Genomic DNA, 18,399 nt, shown 5'->3' with positions numbered 1-18,399 from the left:
ACATCCGCCAATTATCGACGGCGGCCCCACCAGCCGAAGCCGCCACACCCACCCGGCGCGCCCCCAACCACCTGCCGCCCACCACACACCGCCCGCAGACGCCAAGCCCCCCGGCATTCCGCCACCCCGCCGACGCGGTGGCCGTCGGCCTGGCTACGGGCCACGGCGGACCCCACCCACCGGCCGATCGCCGCCAGCCAAACCCGGCGTCCATGCAAGACGCGCCCGCGCCCGCCAACCCCGGCCCACAACACAGCAAGCCCCCACCCGCAAGCACACCTCGGCCCCCCGCTCCTCCCCGGCCGCCCGCTCGCTTCTCACCCGTGCTGGAGCGGACCGGGTCAAGGGTCGGCCGCAGGCCGATCGGCGCAGCCGACGCGAAGCGCCCTTGAGGCGGGCCGCGGAAGCACGACACTGGCCAAGAAGCGGGCGGCCCCAACAGTCACCTCACCAACAGTCACCTCACCCAACAGCCACCTCACCCAACAGCCACCTCACCAACAGGCACCCACCCAGCCCAGCCCACCTCACCTCAAGCCCCCCGCACCCCCCGCACCCCCCGCCCCACCCAAGTCCCCATCGCCGCCCTTGGCCTGCTGTCCGCCCCCCTTCGCCGAGGGTGGACCGTGTTGGCCAGCAGCACCACGAACGTGTCCGTCGCCGGGTCCAGCACCAGGGACGTCCCCGTGAACCCCGTATGCCCGGCGGCGCCCCGCCCCGCGAGTTCGCCCATGAACCAGGGCTGGTCGACAGCGAAGCCCAGGCCGGGCGGGGTCAGCAGCAGTTCCACGAAGTCGGGGCCGAGGATGCGGGCGGGGCCGTAGGAGCCGCCGGAGAGCAGGGTGCGGCAGAACACCGCCAGGTCGCGGCCGGTCGAGAAGAGGCCCGCGTGGCCGGCCACCCCGCCCAGCGCCCAGGCGTTCTCGTCGTGGACGACACCCCGCAGCATCCCCCGGTCCGCCTTGGCCCACGGCCGCCGCTGGTCCTCGGTCGCCGCCGCGTCGGGGCAGGGCCCGAAGTCCGTCGACGTCATGCCCAGCGGCCGGGTGATCCCGTCGTACACGAGGACGTCGAGGCCGCGCCCGGTGAGGCGTTCCAGAAGGTGCTGGAGGAGCAGCATGTTCAGGTCGGAGTAGAGGTACGAGGAGCCCGGCCTGCGCACCGGTGCCTCCGACCGCAGCAGCTCCAGCCGCGCCGCGTCGTCCGGGCAGTCGTACAGCGGCAGCTCCGGCCGCAGCCCGGATGTGTGGGTCAGCAGCTGCCGTACCGTGATGCCGTGCTCGACGACCGCGCGGAAGTCCGGCAGGTAGGCCCCCACACGCGCGTCGATCCCGAGCGTCCCGCGCTCGATCTGCTGCACCGCGGCGACCGACGTGAACAGCTTGGTGAGGGAGGCCAGGTCGAAGGGGGTGTCGACCGTCATCGGTACCCGTGCCCGCGCCGGCAGTTCCACTCCGGCGTCCGTCTCCGCGTCGTAGCGCGCGTATCGCACCGCCCAGCCAGCCGCCTCCTCCACCGCGATCACCGGACCTCGTCCGGCGACCACGACGGCGCCCGCCGCCCAGGGCCGCTCCCCGGTGGTGAGGTCGTGTACCTCACGGACCAGCAGCCTCAGTTCCTCGGGGTCGAGTCCGGCCCGTTCCGGTGTGTCGTTGCGCAGTCTCGGTGCGCTCAGCTGTCTGCTCCCTCCGCGCCGCTCAGCTGTCTGCTCCCTCCGCGCCGCTCAGCTGTCTGCTCCCTCCGCGCCCGCACCAGTCTTCCAGGGACGGCACATTCCCACGAAGCAGCCGAGCGCCACCAGCGATGCGGCCAGTTGGACGACGGCCATCGGGACGGCGGTGTGCTCCCCGGCGATCCCGACGAGCGGCGAGGCGATCGCCCCGATGAGGAAGGAGGACGTACCGAGGAGGGCGGAGGCGGACCCGGCGGAGTGCCGGGTGCGCAGGAGGGCGAGGGTCTGGGCGTTGGGCAGGGTGAGGCCCATCGCGGACATCAGCACGAACAGCGCGGCGGCGACGGGGACGAGCCCGACCTCGCCGAAGGCACCGGCGGCCATCAGCAGCAGTGCCGTCGCGGCCAGGATGACGACGGTCAGGCCGACGGCCATGACCTTGTCCAGGCGGACCCGGCCGACCAGCACCTTGCCGTTGAGCTGGCCGATGACGACCAGTCCGACCGAGTTCAGGCCGAACAGCAGGCTGAAGGTCTGCGGGGAGGCGCCGTAGATCTCCTGGATGACGAACGGGGAAGCGGATATGTACGCGAACAGCGCGGCGAAGGCGAAGCCGCCGGCGAGCAGGTAGCCGGTGAAGGGCAGGTCGGCGAGGAGCCGCCGCATCGAGCGCAGGGCCTCGCCGACGCCGCCGGAGTGCCGGTCACCCGAAGGGAGCGTCTCCGGGAGCCGCGCCCACACCACCCCGGTCAGCAGCACACCCACAACCGTCAGGACCACGAAGACGCCCCGCCAGTCCGTCACCCGCAGGACCTGTCCGCCGATGAGGGGCGCGACGATCGGGGCGACGCCGGAGATGAGCATGAGGTTGGAGAAGAAGCGGGCCATCGCCACGCCGTCGTACAGGTCGCGTACGACGGCCCGCGCGATGACGATCCCGGCCGCGCCCCCGAGCCCCTGCGCCAGTCGGAAGGCGACCAGCGACTCCACAGTCGGCGCGAGCGCGCACAGGATGGTGGCGAGGACGTAGACGGCGAGGCCGGCCAGAAGCGGGCGCCGACGGCCCCACCTGTCACTCATCGGCCCGACCACCAGCTGTCCCAGGGCCATCCCGGCCAGACAGGCGGTGAGCGTGAGCTGCACGGTCGCGGCGGGCGCGTGCAGGGCGCGGGTGACCTCGGGCAGGGCCGGGAGGTACATGTCCATCGCCAGCGGTGGCGTGGCGGTCAGCCCGCCGAGGACGACGGTGACGAGCAGCCCGGTACCGCGCGCCGCGCGTGCCGACGACTTCGCCTCCGGTCCGGCGGCCTGGGGCACGCTCGGTGCCGACGCGTCGACCTCGGGCGTCTGTCCCTCCCTGGCCTCGGGCATGTGCCCCTCCCTCTCCGAGTGATCCGCCCCCTATGCTCTCAGCTCGTACAGAATGCCGATGGTCTGGTCACATGAGCGAGCGAGGGCGGGAGCAGCCGGGATGACGGCGGAGAGCGTGCGGTGGGGAATCCTGGCGACCGGGGGCATCGCGGCCGCGTTCACCGCGGACCTGGTCGATCTGCCCGACGCGGAGGTCGTGGCGGTGGCCTCCCGGCGGGAGGAGACGGCGAAGGCGTTCGCGGAACGGTTCGGGATTCCCCGGGCGTACGGCGACTGGGAGGCGCTCGCGCAGGACGCGGACGTCGACGTCGTGTACGTCGCCACTCCGCACTCCACGCACCGGGCGGCCGCCGGCCTCTGCCTGGCGGCCGGCCGGAACGTCCTGTGCGAGAAGGCGTTCACGCTGAACACGCGGGAGGCCGAGGAGCTGGTCGCGCTGTCACGGGAGCACGGGCGCTTCCTGATGGAGGCGATGTGGATGTACTGCAATCCGCTGGTCCGGCGCCTGAAGACGCTGGTGGACGACGGCGCCATCGGTGACGTGCGCACCGTGCAGGCCGACTTCGGTCTGGCGGGTCCCTTCCCGCCCTCGCACCGGCTGCGCGACCCGGCCCAGGGCGGCGGCGCCCTGCTGGACCTCGGTGTCTATCCGATCTCGTTCGCCCAACTTCTCCTCGGCGAGCCGTCGGACGTGGCGGCGCGGGCGGTCCTCTCCGACGAGGGCGTCGACCTCCAGACGGGCGCGCTGCTCTCCTGGGAGGGCGGCGCGCTCGCGTCGGTGCACTGCTCGATCACCGGTGGTACGGCCACGATCGCCTCCGTCACCGGTTCGCAGGGCCGTATCGACATTCCGTCCGGCTTCTTCCACCCCGACCGTTTCGTGCTGCACCGGGACGGACACGACCCCGAGGAGTTCGTGGCGGACCCGGCCGACGGCCCGCGCAACAGCCTCAAGCACGAGGCCCGCGAGGTGATGCGCGCGCTGCGGGCGGGCGAGACCGAGTCCCCGCTGGTCCCGCTGGACGGCAGCCTCGCCGTGATGCGGACGCTCGACGCGATACGGGACCGCATCGGCGTCCGCTACCCCGACGAGGACACCGCACCGGAACTCACGCCGGCCTGAGCCCTGGCTCCCTGCCAGAACTCACACCAGCTCACGCCGGCCTGAGCCCCGGCTCCCTGCCAGAACTCACACCAGCTCACGCCGGCCTGAGCCCCGGCTCCCCCACCCCCGTCACGAACGACGCCGCCGTCGTGACCGGTGCCCCCGGCCTGGTCACGTACGGCACGGTCTTGAAGTCGGCGCGGGCCTGGTCCTCGCCGAGGGCGACGGTCACGTAGCCGCGCCGTCCGTTGTAGAACTTCAGGTGCGGGTTGGCGGTCGTGTACGTCGTCCAGTTGGCGGGCTTGTCGGAGCCGTCGCGGCCGCTGGCGATCGACGTGGCGACGATCTCCGTGCCGAGGGTCCGTGACGCCGGGTCGTCGAAGTCGTCCTTGATGTCGAAGGCGTAGCCGACGTGCACGTCACCGGTGAGGACCATGAGGTTCTCGATCCCGGCGGCCTTGGCGCCGTCCAGGATCCGGCGGCGGGAGGCGCGGTAGCCGTCCCAGGCGTCCATCGACAGCTTGGCGACGGCGTTCAGGTCCAGCTTCCGCTGGGAGAAGGTCACCTGCTGCGGTACGACGTTCCACAGCGCCCGCGAGGACCGCCAGCCGTCGAGCAGCCACCGCTCCTGCGTCGCGCCGGTCATGGTGCGCGCCGGGTCGTCGATGTCGGGTCCGGGCAGCTGGGCGCCGTCGCCGTACGCCTGGTCGGAGCGGTACTGGCGGGTGTCGAGAACGTCGAACTGGGCGAGCCGGCCCCACGGCAGGCGCCGGTAGAGCCGCATGTCCGGGCCCTCCGGCAGTTGCGGGCGGCGCAGCGGCTGGTGTTCCCAGTAGGCGCGGTAGGCGGAGGCGCGGCGCAGCAGGAACTCCTCCGGGGGGACGTTGTTCTCGGGGGTGTCGTCGGCGTAGTTGTTCTCGGTCTCGTGGTCGTCCCAGGTGACGACGAAGGGGTGCGCGGCGTGGGCGGCCCTCAGGTCGGGGTCGGTCTTGTAGAGGGCGTAGCGCAGGCGGTAGTCCTCCAGCGTCACGGTTTCGCGGTTGAAGGCGTCGGGGAGCGTGCGGTCGGTGTATTTGCGCTGGCCGCCCACCGCGTCGACGGCGTACTCGTACAGGTAGTCCCCGAGGTGGAAGACCACGTCGACGTCGTCCTGGGCGAGATGGGCGTACGGGGTGAAGTAGCCGTCGTGGTAGGCCTGGCAGGAGACCGCGGCGAGCGTGAGTCCGGTGACGCGGCTGTGGGCGAGGGGCGCGGTGCGGGTGCGGCCGGTCGGGCTGATCCAACTGCCCACGCGGAAGCGGTAGTAGAAGACACGGTCGGGGGCCAGGGGGCCTACCTCGACGTGCACGGTGTGGTGGAACTCGGGGTGGGCGGTGGCCGAGCCGCGTCTGACCGTCCGGCGGAAGTTCTCGTCGTGGGCGAGTTCCCAGCGGACGGTGACGCGCTGGGCGGGCAGGCCGCCGTCGGGCTGGTACGGGGCCGGGGCCAGGCGGGTCCACAGCAGGACGGAGCCGGGCTGGGGGTCGCCGGAGGCGACGCCGAGGGTGAAGGGGTCGTCGGTGATCTTCGCGGCGTCGAGTTCGGCGGCGGCCGCGGTGCCCGCCGTCGGCAGGTTCACCGCGAAGGCGAGCGCGGCGGCCGCGCCGGTGACGGTGAGGAAGCGGCGGCGCCCGAAGTGCCGGGCGGCGGCGCGCAGTTCGGGGGCGTGCTGGGACGGGCGTGCGGTGGGTGTCATCCGGGCCTCCCGTGTCGCAGTGGTTGCAGGAGGCATGGAAGTGGCCGGGAACGACCCACGGACGACGTGAGCTTGGCACGTACACAACAGTCGCGTGACGGATGAACGCGTTCCGCGTGGCGGACCGGGGCCGGGGCAGGGGCCCCGTACGCTGCGGCTCGCCTGTACGCTGCGGCTCCCCCGTACGCTGCCGCTCCCCCGTACGCTGCCGCTCCCCCGTACGCTGCGGCTCCATGAATGCCAACGGAACCGTGAAGCAGGCGTCGAGGATTGCGGTGGTGACCGGCGCGGGCTCCGGTATCGGCCGCGCTGTGGCCGTGGAGCTGCTGCGCACGGGCTGGTCGGTGGCGCTCGCGGGCCGGCGCACCGAGACGCTGCAGGAGACGGCGGCTCTCGTACCGGAGGCCGCCTCGCTCGCCGTACGCGCCGACGTGTCACAGCCGGACGACGTGGCCGCCCTGTTCACCGCCGTGCGTGAGCGCTTCGGACGGCTGGACCTGCTGTTCAACAACGCGGGGACGTTCGGACCGGGTGGAGTCCCGGTCGAGGAGCTGCCGTACGACGCCTGGCGGCACGTCGTGGACACCAACCTCAACGGGGCGTTCCTGTGCGCGCAGGCGGCGTACCGGCAGATGAAGGAGCAGGACCCGCAGGGCGGCCGGATCATCAACAACGGCTCGATCTCGGCACACGCCCCCCGCCCGCACTCGGTCGCCTACACCGCCACCAAGCACGCGCTGACCGGCCTGACCAAGTCACTCTCCCTGGACGGGCGGCCGTACCGCATCGCCGTGGGCCAGATCGACATCGGCAACGCGGCCACCGACATGACCGCGCGGATGCGGACGGGCGCGCTCCAGGCCGGCGGCGAGGTCGCGCCGGAGCCCGTGATGGACGTCGCCGACGTGGCGCGCACGGTCCGGCACATGGCGGAGCTGCCGCTGGAGGCGAACGTGCAGTTCGCGACCGTACTGGCGACGGCGATGCCGTACGTGGGGCGGGGCTGAGGGTGGTCCACTCTTCAACCTGCACAAGCGGAATGTGAACTTCCACCCCATTCCGGCCGGTGGCGGGCTTATGCTCAACACTCCTCCACCAGAACTTCACACTTGGAACACGGTGATTCCGAAAGCCGTGAACCAACCCGAGGGGGGAAAGGCAGTCGTTCCACGGCCCGGATGGGGGTGGACCTCGCGTGGGACCGCGGGGTACGCACCGGACCGTGGAACGGCTGCACCATCCTGCGAGGGCCCGGCCGTCCCTGCCGAGGGATTGGCCGTCACCTGCCGAGGGCTCCGTCGTCACTTACCGAGAGCGCCGTCGTCACCTACCGAGGACGCGATCGATCTCGGCCAACTGCTCCGCGGTCAGCGGCCCCTTCTCGATGGCCCCCGCGTTCTCCTCGGCCTGCGCGACCGACCGGAAGCCCGGGATCGGAACGGTGTGCGGGCTGCGCGCCCACAGCCAGGCGAGCGCGCCCTGGGCGAGCGTACGGCCGCCGTTGGTGAGGACGTCCCTGAGCGCGTCGACACGGGCGAGCCACGCCGGATCGGCCCCGGACCCGTCCCCGAACCCTTGCAGCCAGGCCGGCGGCCGACTGCGGATGTCCCCCTCCTGAAGGGTGTCGCGCCCCATGTGCTGCTTGCCGGTGAGCAACCCCATCGCAAGCGGACTCCGATTGATGCTGGCGAGCCCGAGCTCCTCGCACAACGTGAGCATGCTGGGCGCGTCCTGGAGCACGTTGAGGGCGTGCTGTACGGCCGCACAGTGCTCCCCCTCCGCGAACACGGCGGCGCGGGCCGGGTCGTCGGTACTCCACGCGTACGCCCGTACGAGCCCTTCCCGTACGAACTCCTCGCAGGTGTCGCGGAGTCGCGCCGCCTGCTCGGGGTGGGCGTCGGAGATGTGCAGCTGGTAGAGGTCGACGTGGTCGGTGCCCAGGCGGGCGAGCGACGCGGTGAGGGCGCCGCGCGCGTGCTCGGGGGAGTCGTCCTGGCCGGTGCGGGTGCGGGTGCGCTCGTCGAAGAGGTTGCCCCACTTGGTGGCGACGACGACATCATCCCGCCGCTTGCCCAGCGCACGGCCGAGCACCCGCTCGCTGTGCCCGGCGCCGTAGACGTCGGCGGTGTCGAAGAAGGTGACACCGAGATCGAGGGCGCGGTGAATGGCCCGCACGGACTCCTCGTCGTCGACCTTGCCCCACCCGAGGGGCTGCCCGTCGAGGTCCTGCCACTCACCACCGATGGCCCAGCATCCGAAGCCGAGGGCGCTGACGGGGATACCGCTGCGTCCGAGCGTCCTGTGCATCTGCGTCTCTGTGTTCTGCATGCCTGAGGACGCTAGGAGTTGGAGTGCACATCAAGGCAAGGGCTTGCGGCCTACTGGGAGGATCTACCGGTTTACGGGTTTGCGGGTTTACGCCTGCCCGGTCTCGAAGCGGGAGATACGCCCGTCGTCCTCGACGGTGAAGTTCCAGCGGGTGCGCATCTCGCCCCAGGTGTCATTGCTGTAGCGGGCGAGGAGGGCGCGGCCGCCGCTGGACTCGTTGTCGACGTCGAGGTGACCGTGAGAGGAGAAGATCTCGCGGTCGATCCACTCGGCGAGGTCACGGTCGGAGCCGTCGTCCGACATGGTCGCGTCGGGCGTGAGCAGCTCCAGGAACCCCTCCCGGTCGCGCGCGTTGACGGCGGTGACGAAGGCGCGGACGGCCGGGTCTCTGAGTCGGGCGGTCTGAATCGTCATACCGGCCACGTTCACACCGCTCCCCCGCCCCCGCCACTCGAACGGCGGCCCGGACGCGCCTGGCAGGTGTGGACGGTGCGACGGTGGAAACGCGGGAGGGGACCTGTTCCTGCTGACGTGTCTGGAGTCACCGTGACCACCTACGACCGACGTGATCTGGGCCTGCTGCTGCTCCGACTGGGTACCGGCGGGGTGCTGGCCGCGCACGGCGCGCAGAAGCTGTTCGGCTGGTTCGGCGGACACGGCGTCGAGGGGACGGGCCACTTCATGGAGTCCGTCGGCTACAAGCCCGGCAAGGCGAGCGCGACGGCGGCGGGCCTGGCTGAGACGGGCGGCGGCACGCTCCTGGCGCTGGGCCTGGCCACCCCGGCGGCGGGCGCCGCGGCGGCCGGCGCGATGGCGGGCGCGGCGACCGTGCACGTACCGAACGGCTTCTTCGCGGCGGAGGGCGGCTACGAATACGCCGCGACCCTCGGCCTGGCCGCGACCGGCCTCGCCATCGCCGGCCCCGGCCGCCTCTCCCTGGACCACGCGTTCCGGCACGTCTTCGACCGGGGCTGGATGGTACCGACGGCCCTGGGCGTGACGGCGGCGGCGACGGCGCTGGTCGTGGGCATGCGGACGAAAAGGGTGCGGGAGGAGAAGGAGAGGGAGCAGGCGGGCGAGCAGGAGGTGTTGTTCGAGGAGTAGCCGGGCGTGGCAGGCTGCGCCTTCATGACCGATCAGGACACCCCTGCTGCCCCTGCTGACCCCGCTGACCTCTGGCCCGCCATCGACGTCCTGTGGACCTGGCTGGAGTCGACCCAACCACACGGCGGCCAGGCCGGCCTGCTGCTGCGCATGCTGAAGCTGTCGGAGGAAGTCGGCGAGGTCGCCCAGGCGGTAATCGGCGCAACCGGCCAGAACCCGCGCAAGGGCGTCTCCCACACCTGGGAGGACGTCCAGTCCGAACTCTGCGACGTCGCGATCACGGCGCTGGTCGCCCTGCGCACGCTGACACCGGAGGCGAGGGAGGTGTTCCTCCGCCACCTGGCCGGGGTGATGCAGCGCTCGCTGGGAGAGACGGTGCCCGGCCAGGGGCGTGCTTGAAGGAACCGGGGGCGTCAGCCCTGCTTGGCCCCGGCCTGCTGAACCACCTCGAACGACCACAGCGTCGCGTCGGTGGCGGCAGGCTTGGGCCGCTCGCCCTCACCCGACTGGGCACCCCCACCCCCATGCGCCGCCTGCGCCCGCCCGGACATCCACGCCTGGAAGTCCTCCTCGCTCCGCCACCGCGTGTACACGAGGTACTGGTCCGTCCCCTCCACCGGCCGCAGCAACTCGAACCATTCAAACCCGTCCGAGCCCTCCACCGCCCCCGCCCGAGCGGCAAACCGCTTCTCGAGCGTCTCGCGCTGCTCGGCGGGAACCGTGAGTACGTTGATCTTTACGATGCTCATGGGCCCATTGTTCCGCGTGCGGGGGTCAGGACGCTCAGCGGGGCAAGCCTCGTACGCGGCAAACTTCGTCCGCGCGTCATCCGGCCTCTACGGCGACATCAAAGCCCTGCATCCCTTCCGCGAGGGCAACGGAAGCGCCCAGCGCGCCTTCCTCGGCGAGCTGAGCAAGCAGGCGGGCCGGCCGATCAACAGGGCCACGCCGGCCCCCGACGAGAACCAGGAAGCCTCGATCAAGAGCTTCCTCGGCGACAACCAGCCCTTGGAGCGCATGCTGGACCGGCTGGTCAGCCAAGGGCCCGGCTGACCGCGTCGGCCTCCTTCCCCATCGCCGCGGAAGCCGTTCTCCCAGGGAGCACGTACTCCGCCCAGACCGTCTTCCCCGGACCGTCAGGGCTCGGGTGCCAGTCCCAGCGCGCGGCGAGGCCTGATACGAGGAGCAGCCCCCGGCCCGTCTCTTCGATACCGGCAGGATCCGGGAGGGCGGGACGCCGAGGGATGCGCTCGGCACGGGTGTCGGTGACCTCGACACGGACATTGCGGCCGTCGTCCGGGGCGTGCACGCGGAGGTGAAAATCGCGACCGGGTACGTGGCCGTGCCGCACGGCGTTCGCGGTCAGCTCAGCCACGATCAGCACGATCTCGTCGTGGGGTTCGGCGCCGTACGGGATACCCCATGCGTCCAGCCGTACGGCCACCAGGCGCCGGGCGAGACGGGCGCCGCGGGGTGTGGAGGTGAAGCGCATCTCGAAGGTGCGGTCGTCGCGTGGTTCGGGAGCGGTGATCAAACCCGGGGTGGGGGCGGTGAGTTGCATGGGGGTGGTGGGGCAGTCGGGCTTAGTAGTCATGCCGATAACGATCCCGTTGGTGGCGTAGCGTGACCAGTGGTGACGCACCGACGCGGACCGGCTGTACACGTGGTGTCGGTACGAGTACGAGGCGCGCGGCGTTACAGCGTTCCCTGCGGGGGCGTTGGGCCGGGGAGGCGGTGGTTCGATGACGAACGGTACGGCGGGCACGGCGACGGGGGCCGCGGCAGTAGCGGGCGCCGGCGAGGCGGTCGCGAGTCTCGGAGACGGCTGGGAGAACGACGAGGGGGGCGGCCGTCGGCCGGAGGAGGATGCTGGACGGGGCGTCGTCACGGCATTCGGGCAAACCATGAAGACGCTGCGGTTACGGGAAGGGATGGAACGAGAGGAGTTCGGGAGGCGGCTCGGGTACTCGGCGTCCACGATCGCGTCGTTCGAGCAGGGGCGGAGGATTCCGTCACCGCGGACGATCGAGCGGGCGGATGAGGTGCTGAGGGCGGGCGGCTTGCTGTGCTTGTGGAAGGAGCAGGTGGAGCGGGCGCAGTATCCGGTGTTCTTTCAGGGGATGGCGGCACTGGAGAAGGAGTGCCTTGAGCTGCTCATGTACGACACGCATGTCGTCAACGGACTCCTCCAGACCGAGGAGTACATGAGGGCGCTGCTTGCTATGCGGCGGCCACCACTGGACCAGGAAACGATCGAGCAGCGGGTAGCCGCGCGGCTGGCTCGACAGGACATCTTTGACCGGCGCCCCGCACCGCTCCTGGGTTTCGTGATGGACGAGTCGGTGTTGCGGCACCGGTACGGCGGCAAGGACGTGCTGCGAGGACAGTTGGAGCATCTCCTGCTGATCGGCCAGAAGCAGAACGTCGAGATCCAGGTCATGCCGATCGACTGCGAGGACAACGCGGGCGTGAACGGGCCCTTCACAGTCGTCACGCGGAAGGACGGCAAGAAGTTCGTGTACGCCGAGACCTACGCGACCAGCACTCTCGAGACCGACCCGGAACAGACGGTCCTCGCTGCGGCCCGCTATGGGATTATCCGCTCACAAGCTCTCACTCCGCGAGAGTCACTGGAGTTCATGGAAGGGTTGCTGGGATCGCTATGAACAACGCTGAGTCCTCAACCGTCGCATCTGGCCTCGCCTGGTTCACGAGCAGCTACAGCGGAACCGAGGGTGGTCAGTGTGTAGAGGTCGCGGCGGCTACGGCACTTGTGCACGTCCGGGACTCCAAGGCCGCCGCCGGGCCCGTCGTCACGGTGTCGCGTGAGGCGTGGGCGGGGTTCGTCGCGCTGGCCTCGTCAGGGCGGGACGTCTGACGCTCGTACGGTCGCGGAGAGCCCTGCCGGTTCGTGTTGGACGGCAGGGCTCTGGTGCAGCGAGGGGTCTGATCAGCTCTCGGCGTCTCCCGGGGCGATGACGACCTGGCGCCCTTGACGAATCCCGGCGTCTCGACACCCGGCAGTCTCTGCCGCGCACGAAACGGGCACCCAGCACGGCTGAAACTAGACAGACCCCGCCGGGGCTCGGACCGAAACAACTACGCGGCTGGCAGATTCGACGACGGCAGGGCCACGAGTTCATCCTGGTCGGCGCCAGCAAAAGCGTTCACTCCGAAAGCAACCCTCGTACTGTGACCGCTGGACAGCCAAGTGCTTTGGCGACGATCTGCCCGTCACCCACTCAAGAAGCTATGACCAGTCGCTACTTCGAACTGTCTCGGGATGACCTTGTCCAGACCTTCGGCGCCGAGCATGTCAGGCAGGTCCCACTCGCAGCAGCGCAGGCTGCCGGATTCACCGGCGAAGCTCTTGCGCTCCTTGCGAACGTCGGTCTTCCGGAGAACCAGTTCATCTCCTTCCCCGACTTTGATGACGCAGATACCGGCTTCCAGCAGGTCTCCCTTGAGGAGCTGGGAGCCACATGGCACTGGCCGTCCTCGGCCGCCAACTGGGTCTACCTGGGGAACTTCGAGATCAGCGCCATCGTGATGGACACCCAGACCGGAGAGGTACACCAGCTGGCCGAGGGCATCATGCGCCCTCTCCCGTTGCACGCGGACCTCTCGTCGCTGCTCTACACGATCACCGAGTTAACCAAGATCGTCGGAAGCCTGCCTGAAGACTACGAGGACAATGACGAGTTCCTCGAAGGCCTGGAGGAAACCGTGGACGGCCTCAAGAGCGACGTCAGTCTCCGCGACGCCAACCCCTTCGGCAGCGAACACAGCGAGTGGGTTGAGATCGTCACCAACATCGGCGCTGGGATGTGGGGGTAGTTCGCCCGCTCTCGATGATGGCGATTCTTTGCAATGGCTTGCCGCAGGTCCGTGAATCCTCAGATGCGGGGCGGCAACGGCAGATCGATTCGGCAGCTTTGAATGACGCGGCAAGCCGCCGACAGATCGGAAAAAACCTCCGCCGCAGGCCAGAGGCCTTCCGTGGCAGAGCCGCAGGTAGCGGCAGACGAGTCGGGCTGTACGCCGGGGAGAGTTACCGCAACGCGATCGCCGCGTGCAAGCTCTACGACCAAGGCTGACTCAACGGCGATGGGCCTGATCGGCGCGCTCGGGGCCGGAAGGATCGGACTTCATCATCCGCTCATACTCCCCGTCTGGCAGGTACCGCCGCTGCCTCGTGTCCGAATCTGGCAGGGTGCCATGCTCGAAAGAGCCGCTGCATAGGGTCTACTCCCACGATCACGTTCCAGTCCTTGTACGAGGCCGTGGAGTTGTGGTCCGAGCTGCCGCAATCGTCCTCGCGAGGTCGTCGATGCGTGCTGTGAGCGCCTGGGGCGGCAGAGACAGGTCCACCACATGCTGGTAGAGCATGATCGCACCGCCGGGAACGGGGACGCGTATCCCCGTGCCGTCCTCGTCCCCCGCGACGGATACGAGATGTCCCTCGGACAGTCCGAAGCAGGTACAGTACGCCAGCATCTGGTAGAGATTGGCCCGCTTGACGCCGTCCTGGTACTTGGCGTCCACGAGGATAGCCGGGTGCAAGGCCCCGTCCTCACCCGGCAGTTTGTGCACGAGGTCCGGCAGGAGGGGGTACTCACTCCGGTCGTCCAGGAAGTGTGTGTTCGCCTGAGCCTGGAAGCGCCCTCCGATCTGCCGTTCAAGTGCGGACCCGAGGGCCTTCGCGAGGAACTCCTCGAAGGCTTTCTCCATGTTGAGGAGGAGGCCGTCGACCCTGACCGGCCGGCCGTCGGTGTATTCGAAGGAAGCACCCTTGAGAATGATCTCGGCGAGGCGCAGAGCCGGGATGTAGTGGGCGTTGAGTCTGTTGGGGGTCCACGCCGCCACGGGAGCTCCGCGCACCGGTGCGGTCACGCCGTCCAACAGGGCGTCCAGCCTCCGAAGGCTGGCACGGTCCTGCGACTGGACTTCTGGAAGCCGGGTGAGGCGACGGGCCGCACCGAGCAGCAGTTGGTTCTCGGGGATGTCGGGAGTGTGTTCGTCGTACGAGATCTCCAGGGGAAGGGCGAGACCCGGGCGGCTGCGGAGCTGAGCGGCTGCGCGCAGCCTCCCGCGCAGCATCATCGAGGTGTCCTCGCGCCCCCGGTATCCGGACAGCGGGCCGCGACGGAGTGCCTGTTCGGCTGCTCGAGCGAATGTGTGGGCGATCGCCGGGAACAGTTCGTTCCGTACGGCCGCGTCGACCGGGTCGGGCTGCCAGCGCGCCCAGCGCGGCGCGTAGGCCAGCAGATACAGCAGCCGGTCCACCGTGACCTTCGGGGCGATACGCAGCTGGACGGCGCCCTCGGCTGTGCCGAGCCGGACCGCACCGACCGTCCGTCTGGCCCTCAGCTCCCAGCGGGAACGATCCGTGCCCCGGCCGGCTGGACGAACCTCGATGAGCTTGCGGGCATCCTCGGAGCTGAGCGTGTCCACCTGTGCGGCGGTCAGGGTCCAGGCACTCCATCCGCCACCCTCGGCCACATCGACTGGGAACGGGTCCCGACCGCGCCAAGCCGTTGTCACACCAGTGGCGCGCGGCACGGCCTCGACGGTGGCGCCGGCAGGCGCCGCAAGAGCGGCCCGCACCGCGATGTCGGGCCGCTGCCGCCCGCTGACCTCCGTCACTCAGCGGCCCCTCGCGCCGCCGGAACGCCTTGGCCCGGCCCCTCCTCAGCGGCCGGGGTAGCGGTGGGTGCGCCGAGTCCGAGCTCCTCCCGCAGCCCTTCCAGGCCGTACTCGGATGAGACGTCCATGTCGTCCCCCCAGTGGAGTTCCTTGAGCAGGGGCAGGATCTGGTGGCGCCAGACCCGGTCCAGGCCCTTGGGATGGGTGTGCACCGGCGTCCGCATGAAGTAGGACGGGCCGATCCGGAAGTCGCGGTCGTCAAGCCGGGCCCGCTCGATGCGGTTGTTGAGGGCGTCGAGGAGACGAGCGGCATCCTGCGGGTACTGCTTCTTCGCCAGCCAGTCGGCGAGAACGGTGTCCACCGGCCTCTCGGACGGGTGCAGTTCCATGAAGGAGAAACGCCGGCGCATGGCCGCGTCCATGAGGGCGATCGAACGGTCCGTCGTGTTCATCGTGCCGAGGATGACCAGGTTGCGCGGCAGCCTGAAGCGGCGCCCCTTGTCCGAGCCGTACAGGAGGTGCACGAACTCACGGCGGTATTCGAGGAGGAAGTACAGCTCGCCGAAGACCTTGGCGAGATGGCCACGGTTGATCTCGTCGATGACCAAGACGAAGTTCTCGCCGGGGTTGTCGTCGGCTTTCTCGGCGAGGTTCTTGAGGGGGCCCGGGACCAGGTCGAAGACGATGCCGGACCCGGCGTCCGAGAGATCCTTTCCAGCAGGTCCTCCCGTCACGGCCTTCGGGCCGCTCCCGCTCTTGGTCTCCTCCGGCGCGAGAGGGACCGCGCGCGGGCGGAAGCCCTCGAAGAAGTCCTCGTACGAATAGGCCGGATGGAACTGCACCAGCTGGACGTTGGCCGACCGGCCCGCCGTGAGGTGGCGGGCCAGGGCTAGGGCCGTGAAGGTCTTTCCGGTGCCCGGCGGTCCGTGCAGGATCAACTGGGGCCGATCACGGAGCAGTTCCACGCAGTCCTGGAGCCATTCGGTGTCACGCATGGTCAGTTCGTCGGCCAGCTCCTTTGTGGCGTCGGGCAGTTCGGCGGCGTCGACCGCACCCGTGGGGGTCTGCTCGGGGTCCTCGTCGAGAAAGACTTCGAGGTCGCCGGTGAACTCGGAGAGTTCGAGCAGGCCGGAGTTCGGGTTGCCCAGCGGTCCGGCGAGCGCCTCGGGCAGGTCGCCCATGGTGAGCGGGCTGTCCAGGTTGCTCCAGTCGACCGCCCTCTGCAGAACGGTCCCGTCCCCTGTGACGGTCGACACGGCCGGTCCCCTGACCTCACCGAGGTAGATCTGGTCGCCATCGGTGGTGACCACGATGTCGCCCTCCCTCATCCGGGACAGGAAGGTGTAGAAGGCGGTGGCCGTTTCGGTGCGCCGGGACTGGCTGAGATCGGTGTAGTACAGGTCGACGACCTGCCGCACGTGCTCCGGTTCATCCCCCTCTGCCAGTCCGGGAAGCCGGTCCGCCGAGAGCGTGCAGACACCCTTCTCCCGCCACAGCGAGCGGATCAGCGTCGCTCCCCTCCCGTCGGTTCCACGGATGAGCCAGGCTCGCCGACGCGGCTTGTCCTCCGGGGCCGCGGCCTTGAGTTCCTGAGGGACGAGGTCCTGAAGCTCCTCCCCCCGGATTCTCTTCGTGAGCAGTGCGCGCACCGCATGTGCCCCGGAGGCGGCCGGGTCATAGACCCGACTCTCCTCAAGGAGCGTGCGCCACTCGTCATACTCGCTCTCTGCCAGAACGAGTTGCTCGGGGACTTCCCCGTCCGCTCCCAGGGCGAGATGCCAGCCGGTCGGGCGATGACTCTGGAGCCACGCCCGCAGCGGCTCTTTGTCCAGGCCGACAGCCCGCGCCAGCTCGGCGATCTCCACCCACTGGTTGGCGTCCGGCAACGTCTCCAGGATCTCCGCCGCCCGGTCGAAGGCCGCGCGCTCGGTACTCCAGTACCCGTATCGCTCGTACGCGCGGGTCAGGAGTGCCGCCGGATCGCCCTCGTAGGCCAGGAACGCCTGACGCCCCGGGCCGGTCAGCCTCCACGTCCTCCCCGTCTTGCGTAGCCAGCCCGCCTTGCCGAGGTTGACACTCTCGTACCGCAGCTTGGTCCTGATCGTGGTCGACAGGTCCGGGAATGCCTCCTCCCAGTCCGCCTTCAACAGCGGGTCCAGCTCCTGCACCCGCTCCCACACCTCGCGGAACGCCAGCCCGTGGCCTTTCGGCAGCTTGGCGAGCACCTGCATGGCGCCGTGCACCGCACGCGCGTTCAACTCGAAGACCACGGTCATGGCATCCCCCCAGCCCCTCCGTCCTCGTCCCATCCCGGCACATACGCCCGGTCACAGGCCGATCAACTCCAGCACCTCCAACATAGCTGCGCCCACTGACAATCCGGCGATGGGACGGTGTTCAAGCCGCAGCGAGATCCGTCCTGGCGAGGACAGGGGCGGCGGCGGGTGCCCATGTCGGGGTGCGGCCGACCGGTGACGATGCCGCTCCGGGAGGAGCGGTGTACTTCCGGAGCGGGCCGCACGCCCGGCGGCATGCCCTACCGCGTGGGTATCGCCGTTCAATTCAGCATCGGCTGAGCGGGCACGGGCACCCGGCAGCGCACCTGCTTCCCGATCGCCGACCGCCGTACCTGCCAGTCCGGCGCGAGCAGATCGACCAGGCCGAGCCCCCTCCCCGTCTCCGCCTCGGCATGGTCCAACGGTGTCGCCCTTCGTCGTGGCAGAACCCCGAGGTCCGGGTCGTGCACGTTCACCGCGATGCCGTGCGACGTTCATCCCGGGGCTGCTGCAGGCCGAGGTGCGCCAGGCGCGGCAGTCCGTACTCACACGCCCCGATGGCCCGCTGAAGGTTTGGGCGGTCATCCATGAGGCCGCCCTGCACCAGCGGTTCGCTCTCCGCCCCACGACCATGCGCGAGCAGTTGCAGCGGCTACTCGATGTCGCCGACATGCCCCATGTGACCCTTCAGGTCATGCCGTCGGACGCCACACCGCACCCAGGGAACGTCGGCGGATTCAGCTGGTCAGCTTCCCTCCGCCGATGCCCGACGTAGTACTACTGGAGAAGCTGATCGGCTCGTCCTACGTTTGAGGGCGTCGGCGATGTTCGGACTTTCGCTGATGCCTTCGAACGCATCGTCGCGGCAGCACTCCCCCCGATGACTCGTTGGCTCTGATCACGCGCATCGAGGAGAAACAGCGCAAGTGAACGGCAACCGCAAGTCGGACCTGTACGCCGTCGACCTGGCGCCACGGCGGTGTGGCGCAAGGCGTCAGCAAGCGGAGGAGAAGGGAACTGCGTAGAAGTCGCCCAACTCCCTGGCGGCGCCAGGGCCGTCCGGGATTCCAAGAACCCCGGACGGGAACCCCTGCGCTTCACGGCCTCGGAGTGGGCCGCCTTCCGGGAAGGGGTCATCGCCGGCGAACTGTGACCGGCGCTG

Annotated in this window: 20 protein-coding genes; 10 read left to right on the top strand and 10 right to left on the bottom strand. The window is 69.8% G+C overall.

Features of this window, described 5'->3' with window-relative positions:
* Positions 1-532 precede the first annotated feature (532 nt).
* Together ACFYWX_RS16800 and ACFYWX_RS16795 are read right to left on the bottom strand one after the other, a co-directional pair.
* Positions 533-1,675, bottom strand: a complete 1,143-nt coding sequence (locus ACFYWX_RS16800) for a serine hydrolase domain-containing protein (RefSeq protein WP_389424950.1) — start codon at positions 1,673-1,675, stop codon at positions 533-535.
* A gap of 48 nt (positions 1,676-1,723) precedes the next feature.
* On the bottom strand, positions 1,724-3,043 hold the full coding sequence (locus ACFYWX_RS16795; RefSeq protein ID WP_389424774.1) for a multidrug effflux MFS transporter: 1,320 nt from the start codon (positions 3,041-3,043) through the stop codon (positions 1,724-1,726).
* 100 nt (positions 3,044-3,143) lie between these two features.
* On the opposite strand from ACFYWX_RS16795, the gene ACFYWX_RS16790 reads away from it, so the two are divergent.
* Complete coding sequence (locus ACFYWX_RS16790; RefSeq protein ID WP_389424773.1) at positions 3,144-4,166, top strand: Gfo/Idh/MocA family protein; 1,023 nt, start codon at positions 3,144-3,146, stop codon at positions 4,164-4,166.
* 76 nt (positions 4,167-4,242) lie between these two features.
* Here ACFYWX_RS16790 and ACFYWX_RS16785 read toward each other — a convergent pair whose 3' ends face one another.
* Positions 4,243-5,883: an alkaline phosphatase D family protein gene (locus tag ACFYWX_RS16785; RefSeq protein WP_389424772.1), complete on the bottom strand. Its 1,641-nt coding sequence runs from the start codon at positions 5,881-5,883 to the stop codon at positions 4,243-4,245.
* Between the two features lie 233 nt (positions 5,884-6,116).
* Here ACFYWX_RS16785 and ACFYWX_RS16780 point away from each other — a divergent pair, with 233 nt between their 5' ends.
* A complete protein-coding gene (locus ACFYWX_RS16780) occupies positions 6,117-6,890 on the top strand; it encodes an SDR family oxidoreductase (protein WP_389424771.1) in 774 nt (257 codons plus the stop codon).
* A gap of 316 nt (positions 6,891-7,206) precedes the next feature.
* Here the strand turns inward: ACFYWX_RS16780 and ACFYWX_RS16775 are convergent, their stop codons facing one another.
* Positions 7,207-8,211 (bottom strand): aldo/keto reductase, encoded by a 1,005-nt coding sequence (locus tag ACFYWX_RS16775; RefSeq protein ID WP_389424770.1) that lies wholly within the window; start codon positions 8,209-8,211, stop codon positions 7,207-7,209.
* Positions 8,212-8,298: 87 nt separating this feature from the next.
* Entirely contained in the window at positions 8,299-8,625 is a 327-nt protein-coding gene (locus ACFYWX_RS16770; RefSeq protein WP_389424769.1) for a nuclear transport factor 2 family protein, read from the bottom strand.
* 132 nt (positions 8,626-8,757) lie between these two features.
* Here ACFYWX_RS16770 and ACFYWX_RS16765 point away from each other — a divergent pair, with 132 nt between their 5' ends.
* Entirely contained in the window at positions 8,758-9,315 is a 558-nt protein-coding gene (locus ACFYWX_RS16765) for a DoxX family protein (RefSeq protein ID WP_389424768.1), read from the top strand.
* A gap of 24 nt (positions 9,316-9,339) precedes the next feature.
* Positions 9,340-9,714 carry a MazG-like family protein gene (locus tag ACFYWX_RS16760; protein ID WP_389424767.1) on the top strand — a complete coding sequence of 125 codons (375 nt, stop codon included), beginning with the start codon at positions 9,340-9,342 and terminating at the stop codon, positions 9,712-9,714.
* Positions 9,715-9,728: 14 nt separating this feature from the next.
* On the opposite strand, the gene ACFYWX_RS16755 is transcribed toward ACFYWX_RS16760, so the two are convergent.
* Positions 9,729-10,064 carry an antibiotic biosynthesis monooxygenase family protein gene (locus ACFYWX_RS16755; RefSeq protein ID WP_389424766.1) on the bottom strand — a complete coding sequence of 112 codons (336 nt, stop codon included), beginning with the start codon at positions 10,062-10,064 and terminating at the stop codon, positions 9,729-9,731.
* Between ACFYWX_RS16755 and ACFYWX_RS16750 the strand changes: the two genes are divergently transcribed.
* Positions 10,063-10,368, top strand: coding sequence for a hypothetical protein (locus ACFYWX_RS16750; RefSeq protein WP_389424765.1), 306 nt, complete (start codon positions 10,063-10,065; stop codon positions 10,366-10,368). The genes ACFYWX_RS16755 and ACFYWX_RS16750 overlap by 2 nt on opposite strands.
* On the opposite strand, the gene ACFYWX_RS16745 is transcribed toward ACFYWX_RS16750, so the two are convergent.
* Positions 10,349-10,909 carry an ATP-binding protein gene (locus ACFYWX_RS16745; RefSeq protein WP_389424764.1) on the bottom strand — a complete coding sequence of 187 codons (561 nt, stop codon included), beginning with the start codon at positions 10,907-10,909 and terminating at the stop codon, positions 10,349-10,351. The two genes, ACFYWX_RS16750 and ACFYWX_RS16745, sit on opposite strands and share 20 nt — an antisense overlap.
* Before the next feature lie 148 nt (positions 10,910-11,057).
* Here ACFYWX_RS16745 and ACFYWX_RS16740 point away from each other — a divergent pair, with 148 nt between their 5' ends.
* The 3 genes from ACFYWX_RS16740 to ACFYWX_RS16730 all read left to right on the top strand — a co-directional run bounded on the left by ACFYWX_RS16740 (position 11,058) and on the right by ACFYWX_RS16730 (position 13,152).
* Entirely contained in the window at positions 11,058-11,981 is a 924-nt protein-coding gene (locus tag ACFYWX_RS16740; RefSeq protein WP_389424763.1) for a helix-turn-helix domain-containing protein, read from the top strand.
* Positions 11,978-12,193, top strand: coding sequence for a DUF397 domain-containing protein (locus ACFYWX_RS16735; protein WP_389424762.1), 216 nt, complete (start codon positions 11,978-11,980; stop codon positions 12,191-12,193). Before ACFYWX_RS16740 ends, ACFYWX_RS16735 begins: the two co-directional genes overlap by 4 nt.
* Positions 12,194-12,567: 374 nt before the next feature.
* The gene (locus ACFYWX_RS16730) at positions 12,568-13,152 is read left to right on the top strand and encodes an SUKH-4 family immunity protein (protein ID WP_389424761.1); all 585 of its coding nucleotides are present in this window, start codon (positions 12,568-12,570) and stop codon (positions 13,150-13,152) included.
* Positions 13,153-13,572: 420 nt separating this feature from the next.
* Here ACFYWX_RS16730 and ACFYWX_RS16725 read toward each other — a convergent pair whose 3' ends face one another.
* From ACFYWX_RS16725 to ACFYWX_RS16715, 3 genes are all read right to left on the bottom strand, one after another.
* Positions 13,573-14,961 (bottom strand): McrC family protein, encoded by a 1,389-nt coding sequence (locus ACFYWX_RS16725; protein WP_389424760.1) that lies wholly within the window; start codon positions 14,959-14,961, stop codon positions 13,573-13,575.
* A complete protein-coding gene (locus ACFYWX_RS16720) occupies positions 14,958-17,237 on the bottom strand; it encodes an McrB family protein (protein ID WP_389424759.1) in 2,280 nt (759 codons plus the stop codon). The genes ACFYWX_RS16725 and ACFYWX_RS16720 overlap by 4 nt, the downstream gene beginning before the upstream one ends.
* Before the next feature lie 281 nt (positions 17,238-17,518).
* The gene (locus tag ACFYWX_RS16715) at positions 17,519-17,659 is read right to left on the bottom strand and encodes a hypothetical protein (protein WP_389424758.1); all 141 of its coding nucleotides are present in this window, start codon (positions 17,657-17,659) and stop codon (positions 17,519-17,521) included.
* 2 nt (positions 17,660-17,661) lie between these two features.
* Here ACFYWX_RS16715 and ACFYWX_RS16710 point away from each other — a divergent pair, with 2 nt between their 5' ends.
* Together ACFYWX_RS16710 and ACFYWX_RS16705 are read left to right on the top strand one after the other, a co-directional pair.
* Positions 17,662-18,012, top strand: coding sequence for a Scr1 family TA system antitoxin-like transcriptional regulator (locus ACFYWX_RS16710; protein ID WP_389424757.1), 351 nt, complete (start codon positions 17,662-17,664; stop codon positions 18,010-18,012).
* A gap of 204 nt (positions 18,013-18,216) precedes the next feature.
* Entirely contained in the window at positions 18,217-18,390 is a 174-nt protein-coding gene (locus ACFYWX_RS16705; RefSeq protein WP_389424756.1) for a DUF397 domain-containing protein, read from the top strand.
* Positions 18,391-18,399: the final 9 nt, after the last annotated feature.

The organism is Streptomyces sp. NPDC002888, from assembly GCF_042888465.1.
GTDB lineage: Bacteria > Actinomycetota > Actinomycetes > Streptomycetales > Streptomycetaceae > Streptomyces.
The sequence above is the reverse complement of the archived record's forward strand: the minus strand, read 5'-3'. Positions and strand labels throughout refer to the sequence as shown.

Bases quoted from the DNA above. Each gene is read 5' to 3' on its own strand.
- ACFYWX_RS16795 (WP_389424774.1), bottom strand. From the start codon at position 3,043: ATGCCCGAGGCCAGGGAGGGACAGACGCCCGAGGTCGACGCGTCGGCA.
- ACFYWX_RS16790 (WP_389424773.1), top strand. From the start codon at position 3,144: ATGACGGCGGAGAGCGTGCGGTGGGGAATCCTGGCGACCGGGGGCATC.
- ACFYWX_RS16785 (WP_389424772.1), bottom strand. From the start codon at position 5,883: ATGACACCCACCGCACGCCCGTCCCAGCACGCCCCCGAACTGCGCGCC.
- ACFYWX_RS16780 (WP_389424771.1), top strand. From the start codon at position 6,117: ATGAATGCCAACGGAACCGTGAAGCAGGCGTCGAGGATTGCGGTGGTG.
- ACFYWX_RS16775 (WP_389424770.1), bottom strand. From the start codon at position 8,211: ATGCAGAACACAGAGACGCAGATGCACAGGACGCTCGGACGCAGCGGT.
- ACFYWX_RS16770 (WP_389424769.1), bottom strand. From the start codon at position 8,625: ATGACGATTCAGACCGCCCGACTCAGAGACCCGGCCGTCCGCGCCTTC.
- ACFYWX_RS16760 (WP_389424767.1), top strand. From the start codon at position 9,340: ATGACCGATCAGGACACCCCTGCTGCCCCTGCTGACCCCGCTGACCTC.
- ACFYWX_RS16750 (WP_389424765.1), top strand. From the start codon at position 10,063: ATGGGCCCATTGTTCCGCGTGCGGGGGTCAGGACGCTCAGCGGGGCAA.
- ACFYWX_RS16755 (WP_389424766.1), bottom strand. From the start codon at position 10,064: ATGAGCATCGTAAAGATCAACGTACTCACGGTTCCCGCCGAGCAGCGC.
- ACFYWX_RS16745 (WP_389424764.1), bottom strand. From the start codon at position 10,909: ATGACTACTAAGCCCGACTGCCCCACCACCCCCATGCAACTCACCGCC.
- ACFYWX_RS16740 (WP_389424763.1), top strand. From the start codon at position 11,058: ATGACGAACGGTACGGCGGGCACGGCGACGGGGGCCGCGGCAGTAGCG.
- ACFYWX_RS16735 (WP_389424762.1), top strand. From the start codon at position 11,978: ATGAACAACGCTGAGTCCTCAACCGTCGCATCTGGCCTCGCCTGGTTC.
- ACFYWX_RS16730 (WP_389424761.1), top strand. From the start codon at position 12,568: ATGACCAGTCGCTACTTCGAACTGTCTCGGGATGACCTTGTCCAGACC.
- ACFYWX_RS16720 (WP_389424759.1), bottom strand. From the start codon at position 17,237: ATGACCGTGGTCTTCGAGTTGAACGCGCGTGCGGTGCACGGCGCCATG.